Genomic DNA, 24,869 nt, shown 5'->3' on the forward strand with positions numbered 1-24,869 from the left:
CGCCGCGTGACTCATACGGCACGGTCCCGTGCGTGCAGCGCCGCCGCGACAACCGTGCGGGACTGGTGCTCGACCTGGTGCTCCAGGGGCACCCAGCGGGCGCGGAAGCGTGCGGCGAAGGCGTCGCTCCAGGTCGCCACGAGATGTTCCAGGCGCGGTGCCGCGCGGTCGTCGGCCTCCTGCAGGACGCGCAGCAGCATGGCCGCCGCCCGCAGCGGCAGCCGGCGCCCGAAGGCGTCCACACTCCCGACGTACGCCATGGTGTCGTCGGCGGGCGGCGTGTGCATCCAGTCGGCGGCCAGTCCCGGCACCAGCTCCAGTGCCCACTTCGCGGCCCGCAACAGGGGTCCGTCGACGCCGTCCAGGCGGGGGAGCGCCTCGGCCAGCACCCGCTCCACCTCCAGCCCGTCCCGCCGCAGCCGGGCCCCCAGCCGCCGCATCGCCCTGGCCGGGTCCGGATGCGGCGCCGGATCGTCCACCAGGTCGCTCGCCCACATGGGCACCTCGACGACCGCGGTGAGGCCGCCGTACCGGTGCACGTGGTACCAGGTGCTGCTGCGCGCGTCGTCCGGCATGCTCGGGTACGCCGCGCCCGCGCCCGGCGCCGGCATCACATGCACCCCGGGTCCGGCCGCGGGCCAGCCCGCCGCGTCCGACGCGCCGGTCTCCACCGGAATGTGCAGCTCCGCCGCGGACTTCGCGAACGGCTCGGCGAGCCCCGGGACGTCCTTCGTCAACTGCACCCAGCTGCCGCCCAGATCGGTGCCGTGCAGGGTCACCTGGAGGTAGGGGCGCAGTTCGTCGATGACCCGGGTCAGCGCGCGTGTCTCCGGCGGCAGCCGGTCGGGCGGCAGCGTGGCCGGTGCCCACTCGGGCTGCTCGGTGGCCGCGGGCCGGTAGAAGCCGAGGTGGTAGTCGAACAGGCTGCGGGGCGCCGGGGTGACGTGCAGGCTCGCCCCGTCGGGGTCCGCGCACAGCAGGAAGTGCCAGGAGGTGTCGGCCCGCAGGCCCGGCTCGTGCAGGACGCGTTCGGCGATCGCGAGGAGGGCGGGGCCGCCCGTCGGTTCGTTGGAGTGTGCGCCCGCGACCACGAGGACGGCACGTCGGGCGTGGCCGATCGACAGCAGGTGGAGGGGTCTGCCCGCTCGGGAGGCCCCCACCTGTCTGAGGGCGCACAGGTCGGGTCGGTGGGCGACCAAGGCGTGGGCGGACAGGATCAGTTCGGTAAGGGTGGGGTAGCGCAGCTCCGGCAGGAGACTCACCCCCGTCACGTCCGCCCGGCTTCGCAATCCGCAGTACCCCATGGTCTGGTTTAGGTGTCAAGGACTTCACGGGGGAGGCTCCAGGGGGCGCCCAGTTGCATTTGCCTACGGCAGACGAGGGCCGTCGACGGCCGCGGGCGTGGAGGTCCGCCCTGCCGCTCCACGAGGGCGAGCCACGCGCCTCAGGAGTGCCGGAACGAGACGTACGCCACGTCGATCACCCCCCACCGGCCACCAGAGGCCGCCGGAAGCCCGGGCGTGCAGCGCGCGTCGCCGCCCCGCACCACGCGCCGGTCATCGGGACCGAGCCCCGGGAGCGTGCGCGGGTACGAGCCGGTCGTCGACAGGACACCACGGCGCGCGGTGCAGCCGTACGCGCCGGGCGAGCGCTTCCTCGGCTACGGCGACGGGGGGCCGACCCGCTCCAGCAACGCCACCGGCAGCCGCTCGAAGAGCTCCTCCACGCGCGCGTGCCCGGTGAACTCCCGCTCCGGTGCCAGCACATCGGCCCACCGCCCCGGCGGCAGCGGCAACAGCGTGTCCCGCCAGCCGCCTTCCTGGGCCAGCCGCAGCGACAGACGCGTCACGGCGGTGAGCACCTCTCCGGAGCGCACGAAGGCCACACAGTGGGCGGCCGCCGGGCCCTCGGCGGCCAAAGGCGCGTACGACGCCGAGTCACCGAAAACCTCGGGGCGCCGCCCGCGCAGCCGCAGAGCGGCCGCCGTCACCGCACCCTTGTCGCCCGGCTCCTCGTGCGGGAACCGCACGGCCCGCCGGTTGTCCGGGTCCACCAGCGCCAGGTACTCGCCCTCCGTGCCCTGGTAGACGTCCGGGACGCCCGGCATCGTCAGCTGGACCAGGGCCGTGCCCAGCATGTTCGCCCGGATGTGCGGCTCCAGGCCGCTCCGGAAGGCCGCCACGCGTTCGCCCGGCGCCCCGCAGGGCCCCGCCGCGACGAACGCCGCCACCGCCTCCTCGTAGGGCGGCTCCTGCTCGGTCCAGCTGGTGAACAGCCCGGCCTCGCGCACATGCTTCAGCAGGGCCCCCTGAACGCGCTCCACGGCCGCCTCGCCCAGCCCGAACACCGTCTGCCAGGCGGCCCACGCCAGTTGCGCGTCCGGGACGCCCTCGCCGTCGCGGGTCACCTCGGTCAGGACATCCGCCCAGCGCTCCGGGCACTCGGTGAGCACGGCGAGCGCGGCTCGTACGTCGGCACTGCGCTTGGTGTCGTGCGTCGAGGCGACCGTCCCGGTCAGGGGCCAGTCGCGCTGCACGCGCGCGCAGTAGGCGTGGAACTCGTCGGGCGAGACCGCGGGGCTCCCCGGGTTCCCGCCCACCTCGGTCGCCGACAGCAGCGGCACATAGCGGTAGAACGCCGTGTCCTCCACGGACTTGGCCCGCAGCGCCGACGCCGTCTGCGCGAACCTCGTCCGGAACTCCGTGTGCTCCGGCCCGTCACCGGCCCGCCCGAGCACCAGGTCGCGCACGACGTCGACCGCGCCGGCCTCCTCGGGCACGACGAAGGCGAGCCGGGCCTCGGCCGCGGCCTCCTCGGTGACCACCCGGGCCGCGTCACCGGAGGCGTACGGCCGGTAGACCTCCAGCCGCACGAGGAGCTCCTGCAGCGCGGTGCGCAGCGCCCAGGGCGCGCGGTCGCGCAGCGCGGGCTCCGGGGACGCGGCACACACCCGGTGCGCCACGCGCGTCAGCCGGTCGATCTCCGTCGCCAGCTCGTGCGTGAGCACCTTGTACGCCGCCCGCCGTACCGTCGCCTCCCAGTCGCCGCCCCGGTCCGTCTGCGGGGCCGCGAACCGCCGGTACTGGCCCAGGAGTTCCCCGAACCCCGCCGGGTCGGTGAAGAGGCCGTCGATGTGGCGCAGGGCGTCGTAGCCGGTGGTGCCCGCGACAGGCCAGGAAGCCGGCAGGTGCTCCCCGTCCGAGAGGATCTTCTCCACCACCGTCCAGCGCCCGCCGGTCGCCTCGTGGAGGCGCGCGAGATACGTGTCGGGGTCCGCGAGGCCGTCGGGGTGGTCGATGCGCAGCCCGTCGATCACGCCCTCGTGGAGCAGCTGGAGGATCTTTGCGTGGGTGGCCTCGAACACCTCCGGGTCCTCGACCCGTACGCCGATCAGCTCCGAGATGCTGAAGAACCGCCGGTAGTTGAGCTCCGTCCGGGCCAGCCGCCACCACACCGGGCGGTACCACTGGGCGTCCAGGAGCTGCGGCAGGGGCAGGTCCTCGGTGCCCTCGCGCAGCGGGAACACATGGTCGTAGTAGCGCAGGACGTCGCCGTCGACCTGCAGGCTGCCGAGCTCGTCGCCCAGCGGGTGCCCCAGCACCGGCAGCAGCACCTGGCCGCCCTGCGCCTCCCAGTCGATGTCGAACCAGCGCGCGTACGGCGACTTGGGGCCCTCGCGCAACACCTCCCACAGCGCGCGGTTGTGGCGGGGGGCCATGGCCATGTGGTTCGGGACGATGTCCAGCACGAGGCCCAGACCGTGCTCGCGCGCGGTACGCGCCAGCGCGCGCAGCCCCTCCTCGCCGCCCAGTTCCTCGCGCACGCGCGCGTGGTCCACGACGTCATAGCCGTGCCCCGACCCCGGAACCGCCTCCAGGACGGGGGACAGGTGCAGATGCGAGACGCCGAGCGAGGCCACGTACGGCACGGCCGCCGCCGCGGCCTCGAACGGGAACGCGGGCTGCAGCTGCAGCCGGTAGGTGGCGGTCGGCACCATCGGGTCAGGTCGCTCAGGTGTCATGGAAAGCTACGTACCCGCCCCGCCGCGCTTCGTGTCATCGTCCCCTCCACGTGGGCCCACGCGCGTGCCTAGCGTCGAGCGATGGGAACGACGGGGACGACCGGACGACGCGGCACGCTGGAGACCTACCGCCATGTGATCGGCCTGACCGGGCCGCTGCTGCCGGTCATGTCCTTCCTGGCGCGGCTGCCGACCGCGACCATCCAGTTCGGCAGTGTGCTGCTGGTCGCCCGGACGAGCGGCTCCCTGGCGGCCGCGGGACTGACCGGGGGTGCGCTCGCCGTCGGGCAGGTGGTCTGCGGCCCGCTGGTGGGCCGACTGGCCGACCGGCACGGCCAGCGGACGGTCGTGCTCGCCTTCTCCCTCGCCAACGCCCTCGCGATCGCTGCTCTGGTCGTCGGAGCGCTCGGCGGGCTGCCGACGCCGGTGCTGGCCGTGCTCGGGGCGTCGGCCGGCGCCACCGTGCCGCAGATCGGTCCCATGGCCCGGGCGCGGCTGGTCGCGCTCGCCCGCCGGGCCGGGGCCCGTGACACCACGGTGGGCGCCGCGCTCTCCTTCGAGAGCACCCTGGACGAGATCTCCTTCGTCCTGGGACCGGCCCTGGTCGGTCTGGCGGCGGTCACGGCACATCCGGGGTACGCGGTGGGTGGCGCCGCGATGCTGGTCGCCGCATGCGGCAGCGGCTTCGCGCTGCACCGGACGGCGGCAGTGACACGACCCGGGCTCGTCGTCACACCGGCGGAACGACGGTCCGGTGCCGTCCCCACGCCCCCGATGCGAAGCCCCAGTCCCGCCCCCACCCCTGTCCCCCGCTCCATCCACGCCCTCCGAGCCGCCCTGGCCCTCCAAGGCGCCATGTTCGGCGCCTGTCAGGCCGGTATCACCGCCCTCACCCAGCGACTCGCCCAACCGGACCAGGCAGGGCTCGTATACGCCGCCATGGGAGTGATGAGCGCTGTCGCGGGGCTCTCCATGGCCGCGCTGCCCGCCCGCATCGCACTCGTGACACGCTGGCGCACAGCCACCGCGGCCGCGTGCGCGCTGTCCCTGCCCCTGCTGTGGACGGAGAGCCTCCCGGCCCTCTACGTCACCGTCACCGTCCTCGGCATCGCCTACGCCCCGCACCTCATCACGGTGTTCGGGCTCACCGAGCGCGTGGTACCGCCCGCGCGGCTCTCCGAGGCGATGGCCTTCGCGACGAGTGCCCTCGTCGGCGGGCAGGCGCTCGCGGTCGCCGTCACCGGCCGCCTGGCCGAGTCGTACGGCCCCCGGGCGGCCTTCGCGGCGGCGAGCCTGGCCGCCGCACTCGCCTGCGCGATCGCACTGACGGCGCGCCCGGCCTCGTACACCGGACGCACCGCCGAAAGCGACCTCCACGCGCGCGTGCCCGACGGGGACGAGCCCGGGACGGAGGCCGGGCGGACACGCACCGACACGCCGTCCTAGACCGGCCGCTGCAACACCGTCAGGCTCCGGTCCACCAACGTCAACCGGTCCCCGGCCTGCACCTTCGCTCCCGTCCCCGGCGGCACCCCGTCCGTACGGGCCGTGTCGACGACGACCTGCCACTGGCGGCCGTGGTTGACCGGCACGACGAAGTCGAGGGTCTTGGGGGAGGCGTTGAACATCAGCAGGAACGAGTCGTCGGTGATGCGTTCCCCGCGCGGGCCCGGTTCCGAGATCGCGTTGCCGTTGAGGAACACCGTCAGCGCCGACGCCTGCGACCGGTCCCAGTCCCGCTGGGTCATCTCCTTGCCCTGCGGTGTGAACCAGGCGATGTCCGACAGGTCGTCGTGGGTGCCGTGCACCGGCCGCCCGTGGAAGAAGCGCCGCCTGCGGAAGACCGGATGGTCCCGCCGCAGCCACACCATCGCGCGCGTGAAGGCGAGCAGTTCCCGTGGCAGGCCGCCGTCCTCCTCGTCCTCCGGCCACTCGACCCACGCCAGATCGCTGTCCTGGCAGTACGCGTTGTTGTTGCCGCGCTGCGTGCGGGCGAACTCGTCGCCGTGGCTGATCATCGGCACGCCCTGGGACAGCATCAGCGTGGCGATGAAGTTGCGCATCTGGCGCGAGCGCAGCTCCAGGACGGCCGGGTCGTCCGTGTCGCCCTCCGCCCCGCAGTTCCAGGACCGGTTGTGGCTCTCGCCGTCCCGGTTGTCCTCACCGTTGGCGTGGTTGTGCTTCTCGTTGTACGACACCAGGTCGTGCAGGGTGAACCCGTCGTGGCAGGTCACGAAGTTGATGGAGGCCAGCGGGCGCCGTCCGTCGTCCTGGTACAGGTCGGAGGAGCCGGTCAGCCGGGAGGCGAACTCCGCCAGCGTGCGCGGCTCGCCGCGCCACAGGTCCCTTACGGTGTCGCGGTACTTGCCGTTCCACTCGGTCCACAGGGGCGGGAAGTTGCCCACCTGATAGCCGCCCTCGCCGACGTCCCACGGCTCTGCGATCAGCTTCACCTGGGAGACGACCGGGTCCTGCTGCACCAGGTCGAAGAATGACGACAGCCGGTCCACCTCGTGGAACTGCCGCGCCAGGGTGGCAGCGAGGTCGAAACGGAAGCCGTCGACATGCATCTCGGTGACCCAGTAGCGCAGCGAGTCCATGATCAGCTGCAGGACGTGCGGGGACCGCATGAGCAGGGAGTTGCCGGTGCCCGTGGTGTCCATGTAGTAGCGCGGGTCGTCCGTGAGGCGGTAGTAGCGCGGGTTGTCCAGGCCCCGGAAGGACAGCGTGGGGCCCAGGTGGTTGCCCTCCGCCGTGTGGTTGTAGACCACGTCGAGGATGACCTCGATACCGGCCTCGTGCAGCGCCCGCACGGCCGACTTGAACTCCAGGACCTGCTGGCCGCGGTCGCCCCAGGAGGCGTACGCGTTGTGCGGGGCGAAGAAGCCGATCGTGTTGTAGCCCCAGTAGTTGTTCAGGCCCATGTCGACCAGACGGTGGTCGTTCACGAACTGGTGTACGGGCATCACCTCCAACGCCGTCACGCCCAGCTCCGTGAGGTGCTCGATGACCGCCGGGTGCGCGAGGGCGGCGTAGGTGCCGCGCAGTTCCTCGGGCAGCCCCGGGTGCCGCATCGTGAGGCCCTTCACATGGGCCTCGTAGATCACCGTGTGGTGGTACTCGGTGCGCGGCGGCCGGTCGTCGCCCCAGTCGAAGTACGGGTTCACCACGACCGACGACATCATGTGCGGCGCCGAGTCCAGGTCGTTGCGTTTGTCCGGTTTGTCGAAGTGGTAGCCGTACACCTCCTCGCCCCAGCGGATCGCGCCGCTGATCGCCTTGGCGTACGGGTCGAGCAGCAGCTTCGCGGAGTTGCAGCGCAGGCCGCGCTCGGGGGCGTACGGACCGTGCACCCGGAAGCCGTACCGCTGCCCCGGCATGACGCCCGGCACGTACGCGTGCCGCACGAACGCGTCGCTCTCCCGCAGTTCCACCGCCGTCTCCGAGCCGTCGTCGTGCAGCAGACACAGCTCTACTCGGTCCGCGGCCTCCGTGAAGACCGCGAAGTTGGTGCCGGCGCCGTCGTAGGTGGCACCGAGTGGATATGCCTCTCCAGGCCAGACCTGCATGGATACGACTCTTTCAGCTCGAGCGCGCCGTCGGGGGAGCCTTGGCGTCGAGTCTCCCCGAAAGTGATGGAACCACCTATGACTTACGTCCCTCTTATCGATCGACCAGTGCATACGACGTATGCCGAACCAGTGGGGCCGACACGTACTCCCGGGGACGTACGGGGAGTAGGGGGAAGATGTGCGCAAGATAGTGCACCGCCATCTGGGCAAGGTGGTGGCAGGTGCGGCCATCGCGGTGGCCGGAACGGCCGTGATGGTCGGGATCACGCTGCCGGGGACGGCGGGGGCCGACGACACGGGAGGAACCAGCAGCGGTCAGTCCGCCCAGCAGGCGGCCCAGGGACAGGGGGCCGGCGCGGTGCCGCCGGGCGTCGTCGAGCAGGCCCCGAGCGAGGGTGACAAGGGCACCGGCAACGACCCGCTGACCGACGACGAGATGGAACGGGCCGCCAAGCTCGCGGCGAGCCCGCAGCTGCGCAGCGCCGGCGAGAACGTCGAAGGCGACCGCGGCCCGCAGCGCGTCGGCGTCGACCTCGCCGAGCCGGAGGCCGGCGAACTGGACGACCCGAGCGCACCGCGCCGGGCCGAGGTGACGTTCTACGACTACAAGGCCGACGCGCTCGTCACCAGGACGGTCAACCTCGAGACCGGGAAGGTCGAGCAGACCACCACCGAGCACGGCGTCCAGCCGCCGCTGAGCCGCGACGAGTACGCCGAGGCGGCCAAGCTCCTGATCGCCGACCCGCTGGGCGCGGGCATGAAGGCGGACTACAAGGACGCCACCGGCAAGGAGCTCACCTCGCCGGACCAGCTGCTGCTCAACGGCGCCGTGTACCGGGCCACCCCGGGCGCCCAGCCCGCCGTACTCGACAAGTGCGGTGAGCACCGGTGCGTACGGCTGTTCCCGAAGGTCAAGAACGGGCCCTGGATCGACGCTCGGTCCTTCGTCGTCGACCTGAGCGCCCGCAAGGTCGGCAAGCTCGACATCGGCTGAGCGGTCGTCCGTTCGCTTTTCCAACCCACACCCGTGTACATGCACCTCCCGTAAGAGGAGTCACTTCTTCATGCGCGTGAACAGATTGAGCCGTGCCCGCAAGGGCGCCGCCGTGGGCCTGTCCGTGGCCGCGCTGGCCGCCGGTGCGACGACCGGCGCGGGACCCGCCTCCGCCCAGCCCAGGACCGCCGCCGCGGCGGCCGCCGAGTGCAGCGCCAACTACCGCATCGAGCAGAAGCTCACCGGCGGCACGACCTGGCGGATGTGCTGGCGCTACGACGGCAAGGCCGGGCTCGTCCTGGAGAACATCTCCTACCAGCCCAAGGGCGAGACGAAGCCGATCAAGGTCCTCAACAGCGCTAGGCTCGGCCAGATCCACGTCCCGTACGACGACGGAAGCGTCGAGTACGACGACCTGACGGGCTTCGGCTTCGCCCAGGGCCTGATGAACCTCGACCCCGGCGAGTGCCCCGGCGGCACCATCAAGACCGTCAAGGTCCCGGAGGCCTGGCAGGACCCGGACGTCAAGGGCCTGTGCACCACCACCCGCGCGCGCGGTCACGCGTACCGCATGCAGGGCGACACCGCGAACAAGGTCTACCAGGCCCAGAGCAAGGACCTGCTCGTCTACACGGTCAACCAGGTCGGCTGGTACGAGTACATGACCGAGTGGCGCTTCCAGGACGACGGCACGGTCACCATGAACGTCGGCGCGACCGGCAGCCTCTCCTTCGACGACTACGACGCCGGTGACGGCCGTGGCTGGCCCATCGGCAAGGGCGACGCGGCCAAGGCCACCAGCCACAGCCACAACGTCTTCTGGCGGCTCGACTTCGGCCTCGACGGTTCCACCAAGAACCGGATCGAGCAGTACGACTCCGCCGTGACCGCGCCCTCCGCCGGCGCCCCCGCCCCGAAGACCAAGACCACCCGCACCAAGGTCACCAAGGAACTCGCGGGCGACGCCAAGGCCTACCGCTGGTGGCGCGCGGTCAGCGCCACCGGCAAGAACAAGGACAACCACGCACGCTCGTACGAGATCGTCCCCGGCGCCACCACCAAGTACCCGGGCCGCAGCTTCACCAAGCACGACATGTACGTCACCGAGTACAACAAGTGCGAGAAGTTCGCCACGAACAACCCCGGTTGCGGCAACGGCCACCCCAATTCCGTCGACAAGTGGGTCGGAGGCCAGAACCTCACACACCCGATCGTGTGGATGAACGTGGGCTTCCACCACATCGCCCGGGACGAGGACCAGCAGCCCATGCCGGTCCACTGGCAGGGATTCTCCATCGTTCCGCGGGATGTCACGGCTATGAATCCGCTCACTCCGAGCGAGCTCGCCTGGCAGAACGGGCACTGGCGGCCCCGTAGTTGAGAAACGACCCTGTCCATCCGGCTGCACCGTCGACCGCTCCCGGAGTACCCTTCCTTGATCGTTGAGACGGGGAGTGCTCGGGGGAGCGGAAGGCGGTGCGCGGGTGGGCTCGGGAGGGCTGGAGTTGCCCCCTGGTGACGAGGGTCACGAGGGGAACTCCACAGACGTCCCACCCGGCGCGGTGTCCCTGGCCCGGCCGATGGAGACCAACTCCATCGGTCCGGAGCTCGACTGGGGCACCGACGCCTGGCGCGAGGTGCGTACGCGCGCCCAGCGAGCCGGCCGGGCCTACATCTGGCTGAACCTCGTCGAACAGCGGCTGCGTGCCGTCGTGGCCGCCGTTCTGCGCCCCATCTACGAACCCGTCCACGGCGACGAGTGGGTCGTGGCAGCGGCCGGACCCGCCGGGCAGGAGTGGGTGCAGCGCGCGGTCGCCGTCCGCGAAGTCAGCCGCCGCAAGGGCTACTTGCTCGACCCGGCCGACGACAACGTCCTCAGCTTCCTCACCCTGCCGCAGCTGCGCGAGCTGATGGTGCAGCACTGGCCGTGCTTCGAGCCGTACGTCGACGACCGCCGGGACGTCGAACTCGCCCTGGACGAGCTCGAAGTCACCCGGAACGTCGTCTCGCGCAACCGGGCCCTGTCCGAGGCGGTCCTCAACCAGGCCGAGCGGGCCTCCGCGCGCCTGCTGGAGATCCTCGGCGCGGGCGGCGACGTGCCGTCCGCGCGCCGGCTCCCCATCGACGCGGTCGAGGACCTGGTGGGCGACCGGTACGCCGACGTGGTCGCCGTGCACCCCGACCGGGTACGGCTGCTGCGCCAGTTCCCGGCCGAGGACATCTTCGGCGGCGCGCGCAGGCTCGACGCCATCGGCATCGGCCTCAATCTGCTCGTGCAGAACTTCTCCGGGCGTCGCCTGGTGCGGCTCGCCGAGTCCGGCTGCCGGGTGCGGCTGCTGTTCCTGAACCCGGCTTCCAGCGCGGTCAAGCGGCGTGAGCGCGAACTGGGCATCAAGCGCGGTGAGCTGAGCCGTGCGGTCGAGATGAACATCCTGCACATGCGCCGGGTCCGCTCCCGGCTGCGCGACCCGGGTGCCTTCGAGATCCAGGTCTTCGACGAGACGCCCCGCTTCACGGCGTACCTCGTCGACGGCGACGGCTCCGACGGCATCGCGGTCGTGCAGTCCTATCTGCGACGGACGCGCGGCCTGGAGGCGCCGGTCCTGGTGCTGCGCAACGGCAGCAGGGTGGTCAAGTCGGACGAGATCGACGAAGGCGGGCTTTTCCCCACGTATCGCGAGGAGTTCGAGCTCATGTGGGCGGATTCGCGGCCGGTGTCCTGAACTGTCCCACCGTGGAGGCGCTGTCCGGCCCGTGAAGACACTGCCGGGCCGGGTAAGCGGAATGCGGGCCTCGGATTGTCAGTGGCGCATGGGAAGGTGGAGACCACTGGGGGAACGCACCACCAAGAAGGGGGACCGCCCATGGGCTGGCACCGGGAGCTGCTGATCGGTTTCGACCTGGAGACGACCGGGACGGATCCGCGCGAGGCGCGCATCGTCACGGGGGCCGTGATCGAGGTCAGGGACGGGCAGCCCATGGGGCACAAGGAGTGGCTGGCGGATCCGGGCGTGGAGATCCCGGCGGACGCGGTCGCGGTGCACGGGATCAGTAATGAGCGCGCGGCCGCCGAGGGCCGCCCGGCCGACCAGGTGGCCGATGCCATCGCGGACGTCCTCGTCGTGTACTGGAAGACGGGCGTGCCGGTCGTCGCCTACAACGCCGCCTTCGACCTCAGCCTGCTCTCCGCCGAACTGCGGCGGCACGGACTGCCGTCCCTGCGTGACCGCCTGGGCGGCATCGCCCCCGCCCCGGTCATCGACCCGTACACCATCGACCGCTGGGCCGACCGCTACCGCCGCGGCAAGCGCAACCTCGAAGCGGTCTGCCGGGAGTACGGCATCTCACTCGACTCCGCGCACGACGCCTCCGCCGACGCCCTCGCCGCGGCCCGCCTGGCCTGCGCGATAGCCGACCGCCACCCCAAGATCGCGACCCTCGGTCCGGCGGAGCTGCACCGCCGCCAGATCGAGTGGTACGCCGAGTGGGCGGCGGACTTCCAGAAGTTCCTGCGACGCAAGGGCGACGCGACGGCGGTGGTCGACGGGACGTGGCCGTTGCGGGAGCCTGCCGACGAGAGGGTGTGACGGCGGGCGGGACATGCGCCGGCGGGAGGTGGGGCCCGTGCAGGCCGCCATGCGGTCTCGCCGGGCTGTCCGGTCCACGTGGTCTCGCCGGGCTGTCCGGTCCACGTGGTCTCGCCGGGTGGTCCGGCCCATGTGGTCTCGCCGGGAGTCCGCAGGCAGCCAGGGCCTGGGCGCTCGCATCCGAGTCCCGCCGGGCCTCACGTCGTCGCAGGACTCGCGATGCGCTCCACGCGCGGTTTGGCCAGCCGCTCGTAGTCGGCGCCCGAGATGCACAACGAGCGGTCCAGCCGGGCCGCGTTGAAGTACAGCCTGGGCTGGGCCACGACGTCCGGGTCGGCGACCAGTTCCAGGTCGGGATCGAAGCTGAACGGCAGGACGGTGCCGGGGACGGCGCGGGCCAGCCGCTCGGCGGTCTCCGGGTCGCTGAAGCCGACATAGCGCGCGGCGAACAGCGCCCGGACGGCGTCCAGGTCCACCCGTCGGTCCCCGGGGACGACCGCGAGGACGTGACGTGTCGTGCGCCGGTCCACCTTGACCCGCAGCACGATGCACTTCGCGGCCTCGGAGGCCGGGTGCCCGCGCAGCGCGCAGACGGCCTCGGTGGCGCCCTCGGGCTCGTGGTCGACGAGGCGGTAGTCGACGGAGGAGGAGTCGAGCAGGGAGATCAGGTGGTCGTAAGTGTCGTAGAGGGTTCGCTCGGGCATGCGGGGTCCTTGTCGAGTGGGTGGGACGAGGGAAGCCGGGGCTCCGGTGCGCCGCGGTGCGCCCGTTCCACCGCCTGCCCCCAGTACGTGCCGGCGACCATCAGGGCCGCCCCGAGGCCGGTGAGCGGTGTGAGGTGGTCGCCGCCGAGGGCCGTGCCCACCGCGACGGCCCAGACCGGCTCGGTGCCCAGCAGCAGGCTGGCCCGGCTCGCGGAGGTGCGCTGCACCGCCCAGGTCTGCGCCAGGAAGGCGAACACACTGCAGAACAGGGCGAGATAGGCCAGCTGGGCCCAGGTCGCCGGGTCCGCGCGGACCAGCGTCGGCAGGTCGTGGGCCGTGACCGGCAGGAACAGGGCCGTGCCGACGAGGGTCTGCACCGTCGTCAGCTGCAGCGGGCGGACCGGCCGCCCCGTCGTGAACCGGCCGACGAGCGCGACATGCCCGGCCCGGATCAGCGCGGCGCCGAGCATCAGCAGGTCGCCGAGGCGCGGCGTGTGGAAACCGTTGCCGGACATCAGCAGCGCGACGGCGAGGACGCACACGCCGGTCGCGGCGAAGAAGGAGCCGGGCAGCGCGCCGCGGTGGCCGCCGCGGTCGAGGAGCGGGGTGAGGACGATTGTCAGGCTGATGATGAGCCCGGCGTTGGCGGCGCTGGTGTGGGCGACGCCGTACGTCTCCACGAGCAGCACCGCCGCCTGGGTCACGCCCAGGGGCACACCGGCCCGTAGTTCGTCCCGCGTCCACCGGCGCGACCCGCGCGGCCGTGAGGCGACGACGCCGAGGCAGGTGAGCGCGGACAGGGCGTAGCGGGCGAACAGCACCAGCAGGACGGGGAGCGCGGCCGTGGCCGTCTGGGCGGACAGATAGCTGGATCCCCAGACGAGCGCGACCAGGAGGAGTACCGCATCGGTACGGCGGACATCGGACACGCGCCAACCGTGCCCCGACCAGGTCCCTGAAGCCCAGTACCAATTTCTAAAACGATCATTTAGAAGCTCTACATCGTCTCTAGACTGAGGCAATGGACGAACGGCAGCTGAGGATCCTGCGGGAGCTCGGCGAACTGGGCAGCGTCACGGCGGTCGCCGAGGCGCTGCTGGTGACGCCGTCGGCGATCTCCCAGCAGCTACGGCTCCTGCAGCGCGCGATCCCGGTACCGCTCACCGAGCGTCAGGGGCGCCGCCTGGTGCTCACCGACGCCGGACAGGCGCTGGCGGGCGCCGCCGTCGAGGTGGAGACGGCGCTCGCGCGGGCGCGGCACACGGTCGAGGAGTTCGTCGGGCGGCCGGACGGCGAGGTGTCGGTGGCGGCGTTCCACAGCGCGGGTACGGCGTTCTTCCCGCTTCTGCTGCGCGCGCTGGCCGGTCCGGGCAGGCCGGTGCCGAGGCTGGTGGACGAGGACGTACCGCAGGAGGACTTCCCCCGACTGACCCGGGACTACGACATCGTCCTGGCCCACCGCCTGGACCATGCCCCGCCCTGGCCGGACACCGTGTCCACCACGACCCTGCTGCGCGAACCGCTGGACGTGGCCATGCCCGCCGACCACCCCCTGGCCGCCAAGCGCCGCGTCACCCCACGCGACGTGGCCGACGAGCCATGGATCACCGTGCACGACGGCTTCCCGGTCCTCGCGGTCATCGAGGCCATCGCCGCAGCGGCCGGCCGCCGCCTCCACCTGGCCCACCGCATCAACGAGTTCGCGGTGGTGGCCGAGGTGGTGGCGGCCGGAGGCGGCATCGCCCTGATGCCCCGCTGGACGATGCGTCCGCATCCGGCCCTGGCCCTCAGACCCCTCAGCGGCGTCCAGGCCAGGCGCCACATCGACGCCCTCTACCGCCCCGAACGCACGGCTCGTCAGGCAGTCCGCACGGTCCTCACCGAGCTGCGCCGAGCGGCACACAGCATCCAGAACAGCCATCTTGACGGTGAGGAAACGCGCCCCAAAGGGGCGCGGGGAACGGCGCGACCAGCCCCATAGGACCCGCAGTCGCCGACAACGAAAAGTCCCCAATCAGCAGGCGCATCAGAACGAATACCACCGCACCGTCTCATCGCCCTCCCGCAAAGACGCCACTCGCCGCCGGAACTCAACCAACGCCTTCGGATTGCTCGGCGCATGCTGAGCCACCCACGCGCAACTGGCCGTCTCCCGCGCCCCCCGCAGCACCGAACACCCCTCCCACTCACGCACATCCCAGCCGTACGCCTCGACGAAGGATTTGTAAGCCTCGGCCGGGAGGCCATACCGGTCCCGGGACAGCGCCATCACCACCAGATCGTGCTCCCGCAGGTCCGACGAGAAGGTCTCCAGGTCGACCAGCACAGGCCCCTCGGGACCGACATGCACATTGCGCGGCAAGGCATCCCCATGAATCGGCCCCGGCGCCAGATGCGGCGTCAACGCACCCGCGGCCGCAGCGAACCCGTCCCGTCGCTCCCGCAGATACGCCGCGTCCGCCGCATCGATCGCGTCCCCCGCCAGCCGCAGCCACCGCTCCACACCCCCCAGCAACTCCCGCGGAGGCAACGCGAAAGGGGGCGCCGGCAGCGCGTGGACCACCCGTAGCAGTTCGGCCAAATCCCGCGGCTCGGCAGGCCGTACCGGATCGGGCAGCCGGTGCCACACGGTGACCGGATGCCCCTCGACGAGCAACGCCTCGGCGGCAGCCGCCCGCACCGCCGGTACGCCTGCCTCGGCGAGCCACACGGCGATGCCGAGTTCGCGCCGCGCCCGGTCGAGGAGTTCCGCGTCGCGGCCGACCTTGACGACCAGGTCACCGGCGGCGAACACCGCGTTCTCCCCCAGGGCGAGCAGCCGCGCGATCCGCGCCGGACCCGGCAGTACTCCCGCAGCGGCCAGTACGTTCCGCGCCCGTGCCTCGTCCATCGCCCGCCTCCGTGTGGTCGTACGCCCGCGTGAACGGCGTCGGATTCCCGCCATCCGCGCTCAGTCTCGCATTTCCACAGGTCGGACCGCGTGCGCGCGGTCTTGACGGGGTACGGCGCCTTCACGACCATGACGGGGCCCATCCGAGCCGCGCAAAGGGGCTGATTCCGTGACATCGGTGACCGAGGCGGAGAGGCCGGTGAGCCGCGCGCCGGGCAGCAGAGGACTCAAGGGCCAGCGGCGCGTCGCAGAGCACGGCGCCTGGTTCCTCGTACTCCCCGCGCTGATCCCCATTCTCGTCCTGAGTGTCGGACCGCTGCTCTACGGAATCCTGCTGGCCTTCACCGACGCCCAGTCCGCACGGACCGAGCCCACGCAGTGGATCGGCGCCCTCAACTTCCGGGACCTGCTGCAGGACACATTGTTCTGGGAGTCGTTCCGGATCGGCCTGGTCTGGGCGGTCGGCGTCACCGTGCCGCAGTTTCTGCTGGCCCTCGGTCTCGCCCTCCTCCTCAACCAGGACTTACGGCTGCGGTGGCTGGCCCGCGCCCTCGCGATCGTCCCCTGGGCCATGCCCGAGGTCGTCGTCGGCGTCATGTGGCGGCTGGTCTACAACCCCGACGCGGGCATCCTCAACGAGACACTGCGCGACCTGGGCCTCGGCGACGGCCGCGACTGGCTCAGCGGGCTCGGCACCGCCCTGCCCGCCGTCATCGTCGTGGGCATCTGGGCGGGCATGCCGACCACGACGGTCGCCCTGCTCGCCGGTCTGCAGAACACCCCGCGAGAACTGCACGAGGCGGCGGCCGTGGACGGCGCCGGCGCCTGGCGCCGCTTCCGCACGGTCACCTGGCCCGCGATCAGGCCCGTCGCCCTCTCCATCACGGCCCTCAACCTGATCTGGAACTTCAACTCCTTCGCCCTGGTCTACGTGCTCACCAGCGGCGGCCCCGGCGGCCGCACCCGGCTGCCCATGCTGTTCGCCTACGAAGAGGCCTTCCGCTACGGCCAGTTCGGCTATGCGGCGGCGATGGGATGCGTGATGGTCGCGGCGATCTCGATACTCCTCGCCGTCTTCCTGGCGGGCCGCCTGAAGGGAGGTGACGAGTCGTGAGGACCAGCACCACCGGCCGCATCGGCCAGTACGCCGCCCTGCTCGCCTACCTCCTCTTCCTCGCCTTCCCTTTCCTCTGGCTGGTCTCCACCGCCTTCAAACCGCCCCGCGAGCTCGGCAGCCTGCACCCCACCTGGATCCCGAAGGACCCCACCCTCGCCAACTTCCGCCAGGCCTTCGACGAACAGCCCCTGCTGCACGCCGCACTCAACTCCCTGATCGCCGCGCTCGGCGCCGCCCTGATCGCCGTACTGCTCGCGACCCCGATGGCCTACGTCATGGCCCGCCGGCGCACCCGGCTCGCGCGCGCGGCGACCGGCTGGGTGGTCGTCAGCCAGGCGTTCCCGCTCGTACTGGTGATCATCCCGCTGTTCCTGGTGCTGAAGAACCTGCGGCTGATCAACTCGGTGCCGGGGCTGATCATGGTGTACGTGGTGTGGGCGCTGCCGTTCGCGCTGTGGATGCTCGTCGGGTACGTCCGCGCGGTGCCGCCCGAGCTGGAGGAGGCGGCGGCGGTCGACGGGGCCGGGCGGGTGCGCACCCTCGTCTCGGTGACCGCGCCGCTGCTGGCGCCGGGGATCGTGGCGACGGCGCTGTTCGCGTTCGTCACGGCGTGGAACGAGTTCTTCTTCGCGCTCGTTCTGCTGAAGAGCCCGGAGAAACAGACCCTGCCGGTCGTCCTCACCCACTTCATCGGCGCGGAAGGCGTCGCGGACCTCGGACCGCTGGCCGCCGCCGCGTTCCTCGCGACGCTGCCCTCGCTGGTCGTGTTCGGGGTCATCCAGCGGCGGATCACGGGCGGCATGCTCGCCGGGGCGGTGAAGAGCTGATGCGTACGAAACTGCTCGTGGGTCTCGTCCTGGCGGCCCTGCTGCTCGCCGGATGCAGCGGCGACGACGGCGGCTCGAGCGGCCGTATCACCCTGCGCTTCCAGTCCCTGGCCTGGCAGGAGGAGTCCGTCGCGGTCAACAAGGAGCTGGTGAAGGAGTGGAACGCCGCCCACCCGGACGTCAAGGTCGAGTACGTCCAGGGCAGTTGGGACAGCGTCCACGACCAGCTGCTCACCTCCTTCGAGGGCGGTGAGGCCCCGGACATCATCCACGACGCCTCGGACGACCTCGCGGACTTCGCGTACGGGGGTTACCTCGCCGATCTGACCGATCTGCTGCCGCAGCGGCTCAAGTCCGACATCCCGCGGCGCAGTTGGGACACGGCGACCTTCGAGGACGGTGTCTACGGCGTGCCGTTCCTCCAGGAGCCACGGGTGATCATCGCCAACGCCAAGTGGCTGAAGGAGGCGGGCGTACGCATCCCCACCCCCGAACAGCCGTGGAGCTGGCCCGAGTTCCGGAAGATCACCGAGCAGCTGAGCGGGAACGGCAAGTACGGCGTCGCCTGGCCGCTCAAGGAACCCGTCTCCGCCACGCTCAACCTGTCCCTGTCGGCGGGCGGACAGCTGTTCCACCGGGGCGCCGACGGCAAGGTGACGATCAGATTCGAGACGGGCGACCAGATCGTCCCGCGCACGATCCACGACCAGGCGAACACCGACCACAGCGCCTCGCCCACGACCCTGGGCAGCGGCGGCTCCGACACCCTGCCCGGCTTCTTCGGCGGCAGATACGCGATGGTCCCGCTCGGCTTCTCCTACCGGCAGCAGATCGTGCAGCAGGCACCGAAGGGCTTCGACTGGCAGGTGCTGCCCGCTCCGGCGGGCGCCGACGGGCTCACCCAGGGCGTCAGCCCGCAGACGCTGTCCGTCGCCGAGGACAGCCCGCACAAGCGGGAGGCGGCGGAGTTCATCGACTTCCTGCTGCGACCCGAGAACATGGTTCGGCTCGCGCTGGGGGACTGGATGCTGCCGACCGGCACCGAGGCGCTGAAGGACCCGGCCCTGCACACGGCCGAGAACGACTGGGCCACCGGCACGGCCCTCGCCGGGCAGCTGCGCCCGGCGCCCGCACAGTCGGTGCGCGGTTACCCGGAGTGGAAGGACAAAGTCGCCACGCCCGCCTTCCAGGAGTACTACAGCGGCGCCATCGGCCTCGCCGAACTGCGCGAACGGCTGGAGGAGGACGGGAACCTGGTCCTGGCCCGCTACCAGCGGTGAGCCGGGGCCGACGTAATTCGGTTGTACGCGATGCCCGGCCGCACCTAACGTGCGGTCCGTGGCAGCGAACAACGCGATCATCAACACCGGTCACGGCCGGGGCACCGCGCACTCCGTACGGAGGCGCCGCGGCCCCGGAGCCCTGACCGGCCCGGGGAACCACGCCCGCTGATCCTTCGCGGACCCGCTTCTCCCGCTGCTTCCTCCTGTCTTCCGGTCAGGGCCTTCGTCTGCCCTTTTCCCTCTCCACGGAAGACAAGGACCGCAGGCCATGGCCCGCCCCACCCGCGTATCCCGCGCGCTCTCCCAGAACTTCCTCGCCGACCGAGCCGCCGCGGAACGCATCGCCCGGCTCGCCGTACCGAACCGGCGGCACACCCCTTTGCTCCTCGAAGTCGGCGCGGGAAAAGGCGCGTTGACGCAACAGCTGGCGCCGCGCTGCCGGGAGCTGATCGCGTACGAGATCGACCCCCGCCTCGTGCCCGGGCTGCGCGCCCGCTTCTCCGGCACGCCCCAAGTCCGCGTGGCCGCCGGTGACTTCCTCGCCGCACGCCCCCCGCACACTCCCTTCGCCGTCGTCGGCAACGTGCCCTTCTCCCGCACCGCCGCCATCGTCGACTGGTGCCTGCGCGCACCCGCCCTCACCGACGCCACGCTCCTCACCCAGCTCGAGTACGCCCGCAAACGCACCGGCGACTACGGCAGCTGGAGCAGGCTGACGGTCCTGACCTGGCCCCGCCACGAGTGGCGGCTGGTCGGCCGGGTCGGGCGGCGCAGCTTCCGGCCCGTGCCGCGCGTGGACGCCGGGGTCGTACGGATCGAGCGGCGCCGCACCCCGCTGCTCGACGCCGGCGCGTACGACAGCTGGCGGCGCCTGGTCGACCTCGGCTTCTCCGGAGTCGGCGGCTCGCTGCACGCCTCTCTGCGGCGGGCGCATCCCAGGCGGCGCGTCGACGCGGCGTTCCGCGTGGCCGGCCTCGACGCGCGGGTCCTTGTCGGCGAGGTGCCGCCGGGGGCGTGGCTGAGGCTGCATGAGGTGCTGGCTCCATGAAAGAAGGTTGCACGAGACGTATCGTCTCGTCTACGGTCGTCGACATGACCAGTCCCGCTCGCACAACCCGCCCCGCCCACATCGCCATGTTCTCCATCGCCGCCCACGGCCACGTGAACCCCAGCCTGGAGGTGATCCGTGAACTCGTCGCCCGCGGCCATCGGGTGACGTACGCGATTCCGCCCGCGTTCGCCGAGAAGGTCGCCGAGACCGGCGCCGAGCCCCGGCTCTGGAACTCGACGCTGCCCGGGCCCGACGCCGACCCGGAGGCCTGGGGCAGCACGCTGCTGGACAACGTCGAGCCGTTCCTGGACGACGCGATCCAGGCGCTGCCCCAGCTGATCGAGGCGTACGAGGGGGACGAACCGGACCTCGTCCTGCACGACATCACCTCGTACCCGGCCCGCGTCCTCGGCCACCGCTGGGGCGTGCCCGTGGTCTCGCTCTCGCCGAACCTCGTCGCCTGGGAGGGCTACGAGGAGGAGGTGGCCGAGCCGATGTGGGCGGAGCCGAAGAAGACCGAGCGAGGGCGTGCCTACTACGCCAAGTTCCAGACCTGGCTCACCGAGAACGGGATCAGCCGGCACCCGGATCCCTTCGCGGGCCGCCCCGACCGCTCGCTCGTCCTGATCCCGAAGGCGCTCCAGCCGCACGCCGACCGCGTCGACGAGTCCGTGTACACCTTCGTCGGCGCCTGCCAGGGCGATCGTGCCGCCGAGGGCGAGTGGCAGCGGCCCGCGCGTGCCGAGAAGGTCGTCCTGGTGTCGCTGGGCTCCGCCTTCACCAAGCAGCCGGCGTTCTACCGCGAGTGCGTGCGCGCCTTCGGTGACCTGCCCGGCTGGCACCTGGTGCTGCAGATCGGCAGGCATGTCGACCCCGCAGAGCTCGGGGACGTACCGGCGAACGTCGAAGTTCGCTCCTGGGTCCCGCAGTTGGCGATCCTGCACCAGGCCGACCTGTTCGTCACACACGCCGGCGCGGGCGGTAGCCAGGAGGGGCTGTCGACCGCCACCCCCATGATCGCCGTACCGCAGGCGGTGGACCAGTTCGGCAACGCGGACATGCTCCAGGCCCTGGGGGTCGCCCGCCACCTGCCGACCGAGGAGGCGACCGCCGAGGCCCTGCGCGCCGCGGCCCTCGCGCTGGTCGACGACCCCGAGGTCGCCCGGCGCCTGAAGGACATCCAGGCGGAGATGGCGAAGGAGGGCGGTACGCGGCGGGCGGCCGACCTCATCGAGGCGGAGCTTCCGCACAAGTGAGCACGAGAGGGCCCGTCGGCTCCCCGGTAGCCGACGGGCCCTCCGCTCAGGGGTGAGGTCAGACCCTCACCGGCTCACCCTCGTCATCGCGCACCGCGCCCTTCGTCACGGCCTCCGGCGCCTCGTCGTGCGTCAGGTCCGGCAGCCGGTTCAGCCACTTCGGCAGATACCAGTTGCGCTCGCCCAGCAGCGCCATCACCGCCGGGAGCAGCACGCCCCGGATGATCGTCGCGTCGATGAGCACCGCGGCCGCGAGGCCCACGCCCATCTGCTTCATGGACTGCATGGACAGCGTGCCGAAGATCGCGAACACGGCGACCATGATGACCGCGGCGCTGGTGACGACTCCGGCCGTGGTGACCACACCGTGCTGGATCGCGTCCTTCGTGCTGCGGCCCCGCAGGCGCGCCTCGCGGATCCTCGAGACCACGAACACGTGGTAGTCCATCGACAGGCCGAACAGGATCACGAACAGGAACAGCGGCAGCCAGGTGATGATGGCGCCGACGCCCTCCGCGCCCACCAGGGACGCGCCCCAGCCGTGCTGGAAGACCGCGACGAGGATGCCGTACGCCGCGCCCACCGACAGCAGGTTCAGCACGATCGACGTGACGGCGATCGTCAGCGAGCGGAAGGACAGCAGCATCAGCCCGAAGGCGAAGACCACGACGAACGCGAAGACCGGGACGACCGCTCCGGCCACCTGGTCGTTGAAGTCCTTCGAGCCCGCGACCTGTCCGGTGATCGGCGCCTCGACACCGTCGACCTTGCCGAGCGTGGCCGGACGCACCTCGTCGCGCAGCTTGTCCAGGCTCGCACCCGCCTTGTCGAGATCGGAGCCGCCGACCAGCGGGACGTACACGAAGGCGACGTTCTGCTCGTCGTGCAGCTTGATCTCCACCGGGCCGCGCGAGGCACCCGAAGTGACTGCCCGCTCACGGAAGTCGGCGAGCGCGGACTTCACCTCGGGCGCGTTGATGTCGGCAGCTTTGACGACCACCTCGGCGGGCTCGGAACCGCCCGGGAAGGCCTCGTTGACCCGGTTGTACGTCTGCACGATGGGCAGCGAGTCGCCGAACTCCTGGTCCAGCGTGAGGTTCTGCGTCTTCATGCCGACCGCGGGAGCCGTGATGGCGAGCAGCGCGCCGCCCGCGACCACGACCGAGACGACGGGCTTCGCGAGCACGCCCTTCAGTACGGCCGTCCAGAACCGGCTCTCGCGGTTGCCGCGCCCGCGGTTGCGACGGAGCTTGCTCTCCGGGTGCAGGAAGGGGATCTTGCCCTTCTCGACCCGCGCGCCCAGCAGCGACAGCAGCGCCGGCAGCACCGTCACCGAGCCGACCATGGCGACCGCCACGACCATCAGCGAGGCCAGACCCATCCCCTGGAAGGTGACGAGCCCGGTGAACAGCATGCCCGCCATCGCCACGCACACCGTGATGCCGGAGACGATGATCGCGCGGCCACTGGTGGCGGCGGCGACCCTGAGGGCGGTCTGCGCGTCCCGGCCGGCCTCGCGCTCCTCGCGCTCGCGGCGCAGGTAGAACAGGCAGTAGTCGACGCCGACGGCCAGGCCGACCAGCAGCATCACGGAGTTGGCGGTGTCGCTCATCGGCATCACATGGCTGACGAGGCCCATCAGGCCCATCGTGGCCATGATCGCGGTGATCGCCAGCAGCACCGGCAGCAGTGCCGCCACCAGCGCGCCGAAGGCGATGAGCAGAATGCCGAGGGCCACCGGCACCGCGGAGTACTCGGCCTTCTGGAAGTCGTCCCCGAACGCGTCGTCGAACGTCTTCATCATGCTCGCGCCGCCGATCTCCTCGATCCGCAGCGACTCATGGTCCTTCTGGACGTCCTCCACGGCCTTCAGCACGGGCTCCACGCGCTCACCCGCAGTGTCCGAGTCGCCGCGCATGTCGAACTGCACCAGCGCGCTGCGGCCGTCCTTCGAGATCGTCCGGGTGTCGTACGGCGACGTCACGTCCGTGACCTTGCCGGTGCCCTCGACCGCCTTCACGACCGCGGTGACGGCGGCCCTGAAGTCACTGTCGGTGGCCTTGAGAGAACCGTCCTTGGCCTGGATCAGGACGGTCTCACCGGCCGGCTCTGCGATCCCCGCATCCTCGATGATCTTGGCTGCGGTGTGCGTCTCGCCCTTGAGCTGGTCGCTCTCCTTGACGTCGACCCGGCCCGCCGCCGAACCGAGCCCCATCGCCAGCACGACGAACAGCACCCATATGCCGACCGCCGCCCATCGGTGCCGGGCGCTCCAGCCGCCGGCCCGGGCGGCGAGCCCCCGCACCCGCGAATCTCCGTTCCCCATGACGGGCTTGCCCCCTTGATCGCGGTCGCGGCCCCCTGCCGCCACCTTTCGTTTCGAAGGTATGAGCCGGATAAAGACATCTCGTCGTGCTGCCCGGTGAAGTACGGCGGCCGGAACTCATCCCCTCGGCCCCCGGGCCCTCCCCACTGGGTAGGACGGTGGCCCCTTACATCTATCCGGCCGGGTCGGGGAGGGTGATCAGGGAGACGGAGCTTGTGCCGCATGCTGACCGGTAAGTAAGTTGCGGGGTCCGGGCGGTCGTCGTGCCCACCCCCCACGGGGCACGACGACCGCCCCCGGTCTGCGGGATCGCCGTAAGGTGGCCGGATGACGACGACGTATGCGGCACTCCTGCGCGGAATCAACGTGGGCGGCAGCAGGAAAGTCCCGATGGCCGACCTGCGCACCCTGATGACCGGTCTCGGCCACGGCGGCGTACGCACTTACCTGCAGAGCGGCCAGGCGGTCTTCACCGCCGACCACGGTGACGAGGAGTCCCTGGCCGGGGAGCTCGCGTCGGCGATCGAGAAGCAGTTCGGCTTCGCCGTGGACGTGATCGTGCGCGACCACGCCTACCTCAAGGCGATCGCCGACAACTGCCCCTTCCCTGCAGCCGAGTTGGAGCCCAAACAGCTCCATGTCACCTACTTCTCCGCCCCTGTCGACGCCGGGCGCTTCGCGGAGATCGACCAGGCCGCCTACCTCCCGGAGGAGTTCCGCCTCGGTGACCGGGCGCTGTACCTGTACGTCCCGAACGGCCTGGGCCGCTCCAAGCTCGCCGAAATTCTGTCGAGACCACGGATCAACAAGGGTTTGATTGCCACGAGCCGTAACTGGAACACCGTGGTGAAACTCGTGGAGATGACTGGTGACTGAGCACGATCCCGCCGTGAAGGCCGCCATCGAGCGTGAGCTGAGACTGATGGACCCCGAAGTCCGCCGCTCGCCCGACCTGCTCGGCTCGCTGTTGCATCCCGAGTTCCACGAGTTCGGTGCCTCGGGACGGCGCTGGGACAAGGCGTCGGCCGTGGCCGACCTGCCCGGGACCACCGACCCCGACCGGTATGCCGTCACCTCCGAGATGCAGGGCGTCCGGCTCGCGCCCGGACTCGTCCACCTCACCTTCGACACGGAGTACAACGGCAGCCGCGCACACCGCAGTTCACTGTGGCGGCTGACGGACGACGGGTGGCAGATGTACTTCCACCAGGCGACGCCTTTCAGCGTGGAGGGTGAGTGAC

General features: G+C 71.2%; 19 protein-coding genes and 1 pseudogene. 13 read left to right on the forward strand and 7 right to left on the reverse strand.

The genetic code is table 11. From position 1 onward, the window contains the following. Positions 1-11: 11 nt before the first annotated feature. On the reverse strand, positions 12-1,262 hold the full coding sequence (locus ACZ7L6_RS35950) for a M14 family zinc carboxypeptidase (RefSeq protein ID WP_471931383.1): 1,251 nt from the start codon (positions 1,260-1,262) through the stop codon (positions 12-14). A gap of 398 nt (positions 1,263-1,660) precedes the next feature. Beyond that, positions 1,661-4,021, reverse strand: coding sequence for a malto-oligosyltrehalose synthase (gene treY, locus ACZ7L6_RS35955; protein ID WP_471931385.1), 2,361 nt, complete (start codon positions 4,019-4,021; stop codon positions 1,661-1,663). 81 nt (positions 4,022-4,102) lie between these two features. On the opposite strand from treY, the gene ACZ7L6_RS35960 reads away from it, so the two are divergent. Further along, positions 4,103-5,467 carry an MFS transporter gene (locus ACZ7L6_RS35960; protein ID WP_471931387.1) on the forward strand — a complete coding sequence of 455 codons (1,365 nt, stop codon included), beginning with the start codon at positions 4,103-4,105 and terminating at the stop codon, positions 5,465-5,467. Here ACZ7L6_RS35960 and glgX read toward each other — a convergent pair. Beyond that, positions 5,464-7,590: a glycogen debranching protein GlgX gene (gene glgX, locus ACZ7L6_RS35965; protein ID WP_471931389.1), complete on the reverse strand. Its 2,127-nt coding sequence runs from the start codon at positions 7,588-7,590 to the stop codon at positions 5,464-5,466. The genes ACZ7L6_RS35960 and glgX overlap by 4 nt on opposite strands. A gap of 181 nt (positions 7,591-7,771) precedes the next feature. Here glgX and ACZ7L6_RS35970 point away from each other — a divergent pair, with 181 nt between their 5' ends. The 4 genes from ACZ7L6_RS35970 to ACZ7L6_RS35985 all read left to right on the forward strand — a co-directional run bounded on the left by ACZ7L6_RS35970 (position 7,772) and on the right by ACZ7L6_RS35985 (position 12,174). Continuing rightward, a complete protein-coding gene (locus tag ACZ7L6_RS35970; protein WP_471931391.1) occupies positions 7,772-8,587 on the forward strand; it encodes a Tat pathway signal sequence domain protein in 816 nt (271 codons plus the stop codon). Between the two features lie 70 nt (positions 8,588-8,657). Continuing rightward, positions 8,658-9,968, forward strand: a complete 1,311-nt coding sequence (locus ACZ7L6_RS35975) for a copper amine oxidase (RefSeq protein ID WP_471931393.1) — start codon at positions 8,658-8,660, stop codon at positions 9,966-9,968. Between the two features lie 73 nt (positions 9,969-10,041). Further along, entirely contained in the window at positions 10,042-11,310 is a 1,269-nt protein-coding gene (locus tag ACZ7L6_RS35980) for an SAV2148 family HEPN domain-containing protein (protein WP_471931451.1), read from the forward strand. A 141-nt stretch (positions 11,311-11,451) separates the two neighbouring features. After that, complete coding sequence (locus ACZ7L6_RS35985) at positions 11,452-12,174, forward strand: exonuclease domain-containing protein (RefSeq protein WP_471931395.1); 723 nt, start codon at positions 11,452-11,454, stop codon at positions 12,172-12,174. A gap of 197 nt (positions 12,175-12,371) precedes the next feature. Here the strand turns inward: ACZ7L6_RS35985 and ACZ7L6_RS35990 are convergent, their stop codons facing one another. Beyond that, positions 12,372-12,878 carry a YbaK/EbsC family protein gene (locus tag ACZ7L6_RS35990; RefSeq protein ID WP_471931397.1) on the reverse strand — a complete coding sequence of 169 codons (507 nt, stop codon included), beginning with the start codon at positions 12,876-12,878 and terminating at the stop codon, positions 12,372-12,374. Continuing rightward, positions 12,839-13,807, reverse strand: a complete 969-nt coding sequence (locus tag ACZ7L6_RS35995; RefSeq protein ID WP_471931399.1) for a DMT family transporter — start codon at positions 13,805-13,807, stop codon at positions 12,839-12,841. The genes ACZ7L6_RS35990 and ACZ7L6_RS35995 overlap by 40 nt, the downstream gene beginning before the upstream one ends. Before the next feature lie 92 nt (positions 13,808-13,899). On the opposite strand from ACZ7L6_RS35995, the gene ACZ7L6_RS36000 reads away from it, so the two are divergent. Beyond that, positions 13,900-14,859 carry a LysR family transcriptional regulator gene (locus tag ACZ7L6_RS36000; RefSeq protein WP_471931401.1) on the forward strand — a complete coding sequence of 320 codons (960 nt, stop codon included), beginning with the start codon at positions 13,900-13,902 and terminating at the stop codon, positions 14,857-14,859. 45 nt (positions 14,860-14,904) lie between these two features. Here the strand turns inward: ACZ7L6_RS36000 and ACZ7L6_RS36005 are convergent, their stop codons facing one another. Further along, on the reverse strand, positions 14,905-15,768 hold the full coding sequence (locus tag ACZ7L6_RS36005) for a phosphotransferase (protein ID WP_471931403.1): 864 nt from the start codon (positions 15,766-15,768) through the stop codon (positions 14,905-14,907). A 169-nt stretch (positions 15,769-15,937) separates the two neighbouring features. On the opposite strand from ACZ7L6_RS36005, the gene ACZ7L6_RS36010 reads away from it, so the two are divergent. The 5 genes and pseudogenes from ACZ7L6_RS36010 (at position 15,938) to mgt (ending at position 21,302) form a co-directional block, all read left to right on the forward strand. Further along, positions 15,938-16,882 (forward strand): carbohydrate ABC transporter permease, encoded by a 945-nt coding sequence (locus tag ACZ7L6_RS36010; RefSeq protein ID WP_471931405.1) that lies wholly within the window; start codon positions 15,938-15,940, stop codon positions 16,880-16,882. Beyond that, entirely contained in the window at positions 16,879-17,712 is an 834-nt protein-coding gene (locus ACZ7L6_RS36015; RefSeq protein ID WP_471931407.1) for a carbohydrate ABC transporter permease, read from the forward strand. The genes ACZ7L6_RS36010 and ACZ7L6_RS36015 overlap by 4 nt, the downstream gene beginning before the upstream one ends. Further along, positions 17,712-18,992 carry an ABC transporter substrate-binding protein gene (locus tag ACZ7L6_RS36020; protein WP_471931409.1) on the forward strand — a complete coding sequence of 427 codons (1,281 nt, stop codon included), beginning with the start codon at positions 17,712-17,714 and terminating at the stop codon, positions 18,990-18,992. Before ACZ7L6_RS36015 ends, ACZ7L6_RS36020 begins: the two co-directional genes overlap by 1 nt. 271 nt (positions 18,993-19,263) lie before the next feature. Further along, on the forward strand, positions 19,264-20,043 hold the full coding sequence (gene erm / locus ACZ7L6_RS36025; protein ID WP_471931411.1) for an ErmE/ErmH/ErmO/ErmR family 23S rRNA (adenine(2058)-N(6))-methyltransferase: 780 nt from the start codon (positions 19,264-19,266) through the stop codon (positions 20,041-20,043). After that, positions 20,024-21,302 (forward strand): annotated as a pseudogene (gene mgt, locus ACZ7L6_RS36030) (macrolide-inactivating glycosyltransferase). The gene erm and the pseudogene mgt overlap by 20 nt, the downstream one beginning before the upstream one ends. A 58-nt stretch (positions 21,303-21,360) precedes the next feature. Here the strand turns inward: mgt and ACZ7L6_RS36035 are convergent. After that, positions 21,361-23,628, reverse strand: coding sequence for an MMPL family transporter (locus ACZ7L6_RS36035; protein ID WP_471931413.1), 2,268 nt, complete (start codon positions 23,626-23,628; stop codon positions 21,361-21,363). 327 nt (positions 23,629-23,955) lie between these two features. Between ACZ7L6_RS36035 and ACZ7L6_RS36040 the strand changes: the two genes are divergently transcribed. Both ACZ7L6_RS36040 and ACZ7L6_RS36045 read left to right on the forward strand, forming a co-directional pair. Next, a complete protein-coding gene (locus ACZ7L6_RS36040) occupies positions 23,956-24,504 on the forward strand; it encodes a DUF1697 domain-containing protein (protein ID WP_471931415.1) in 549 nt (182 codons plus the stop codon). Continuing rightward, a complete protein-coding gene (locus ACZ7L6_RS36045; RefSeq protein ID WP_471931417.1) occupies positions 24,497-24,868 on the forward strand; it encodes a nuclear transport factor 2 family protein in 372 nt (123 codons plus the stop codon). The genes ACZ7L6_RS36040 and ACZ7L6_RS36045 overlap by 8 nt, the downstream gene beginning before the upstream one ends. The last annotated feature ends 1 nt before the right edge of the window (position 24,869 follow it).

It is taken from the genome of Streptomyces sp. NPDC107522, assembly GCF_055657525.1.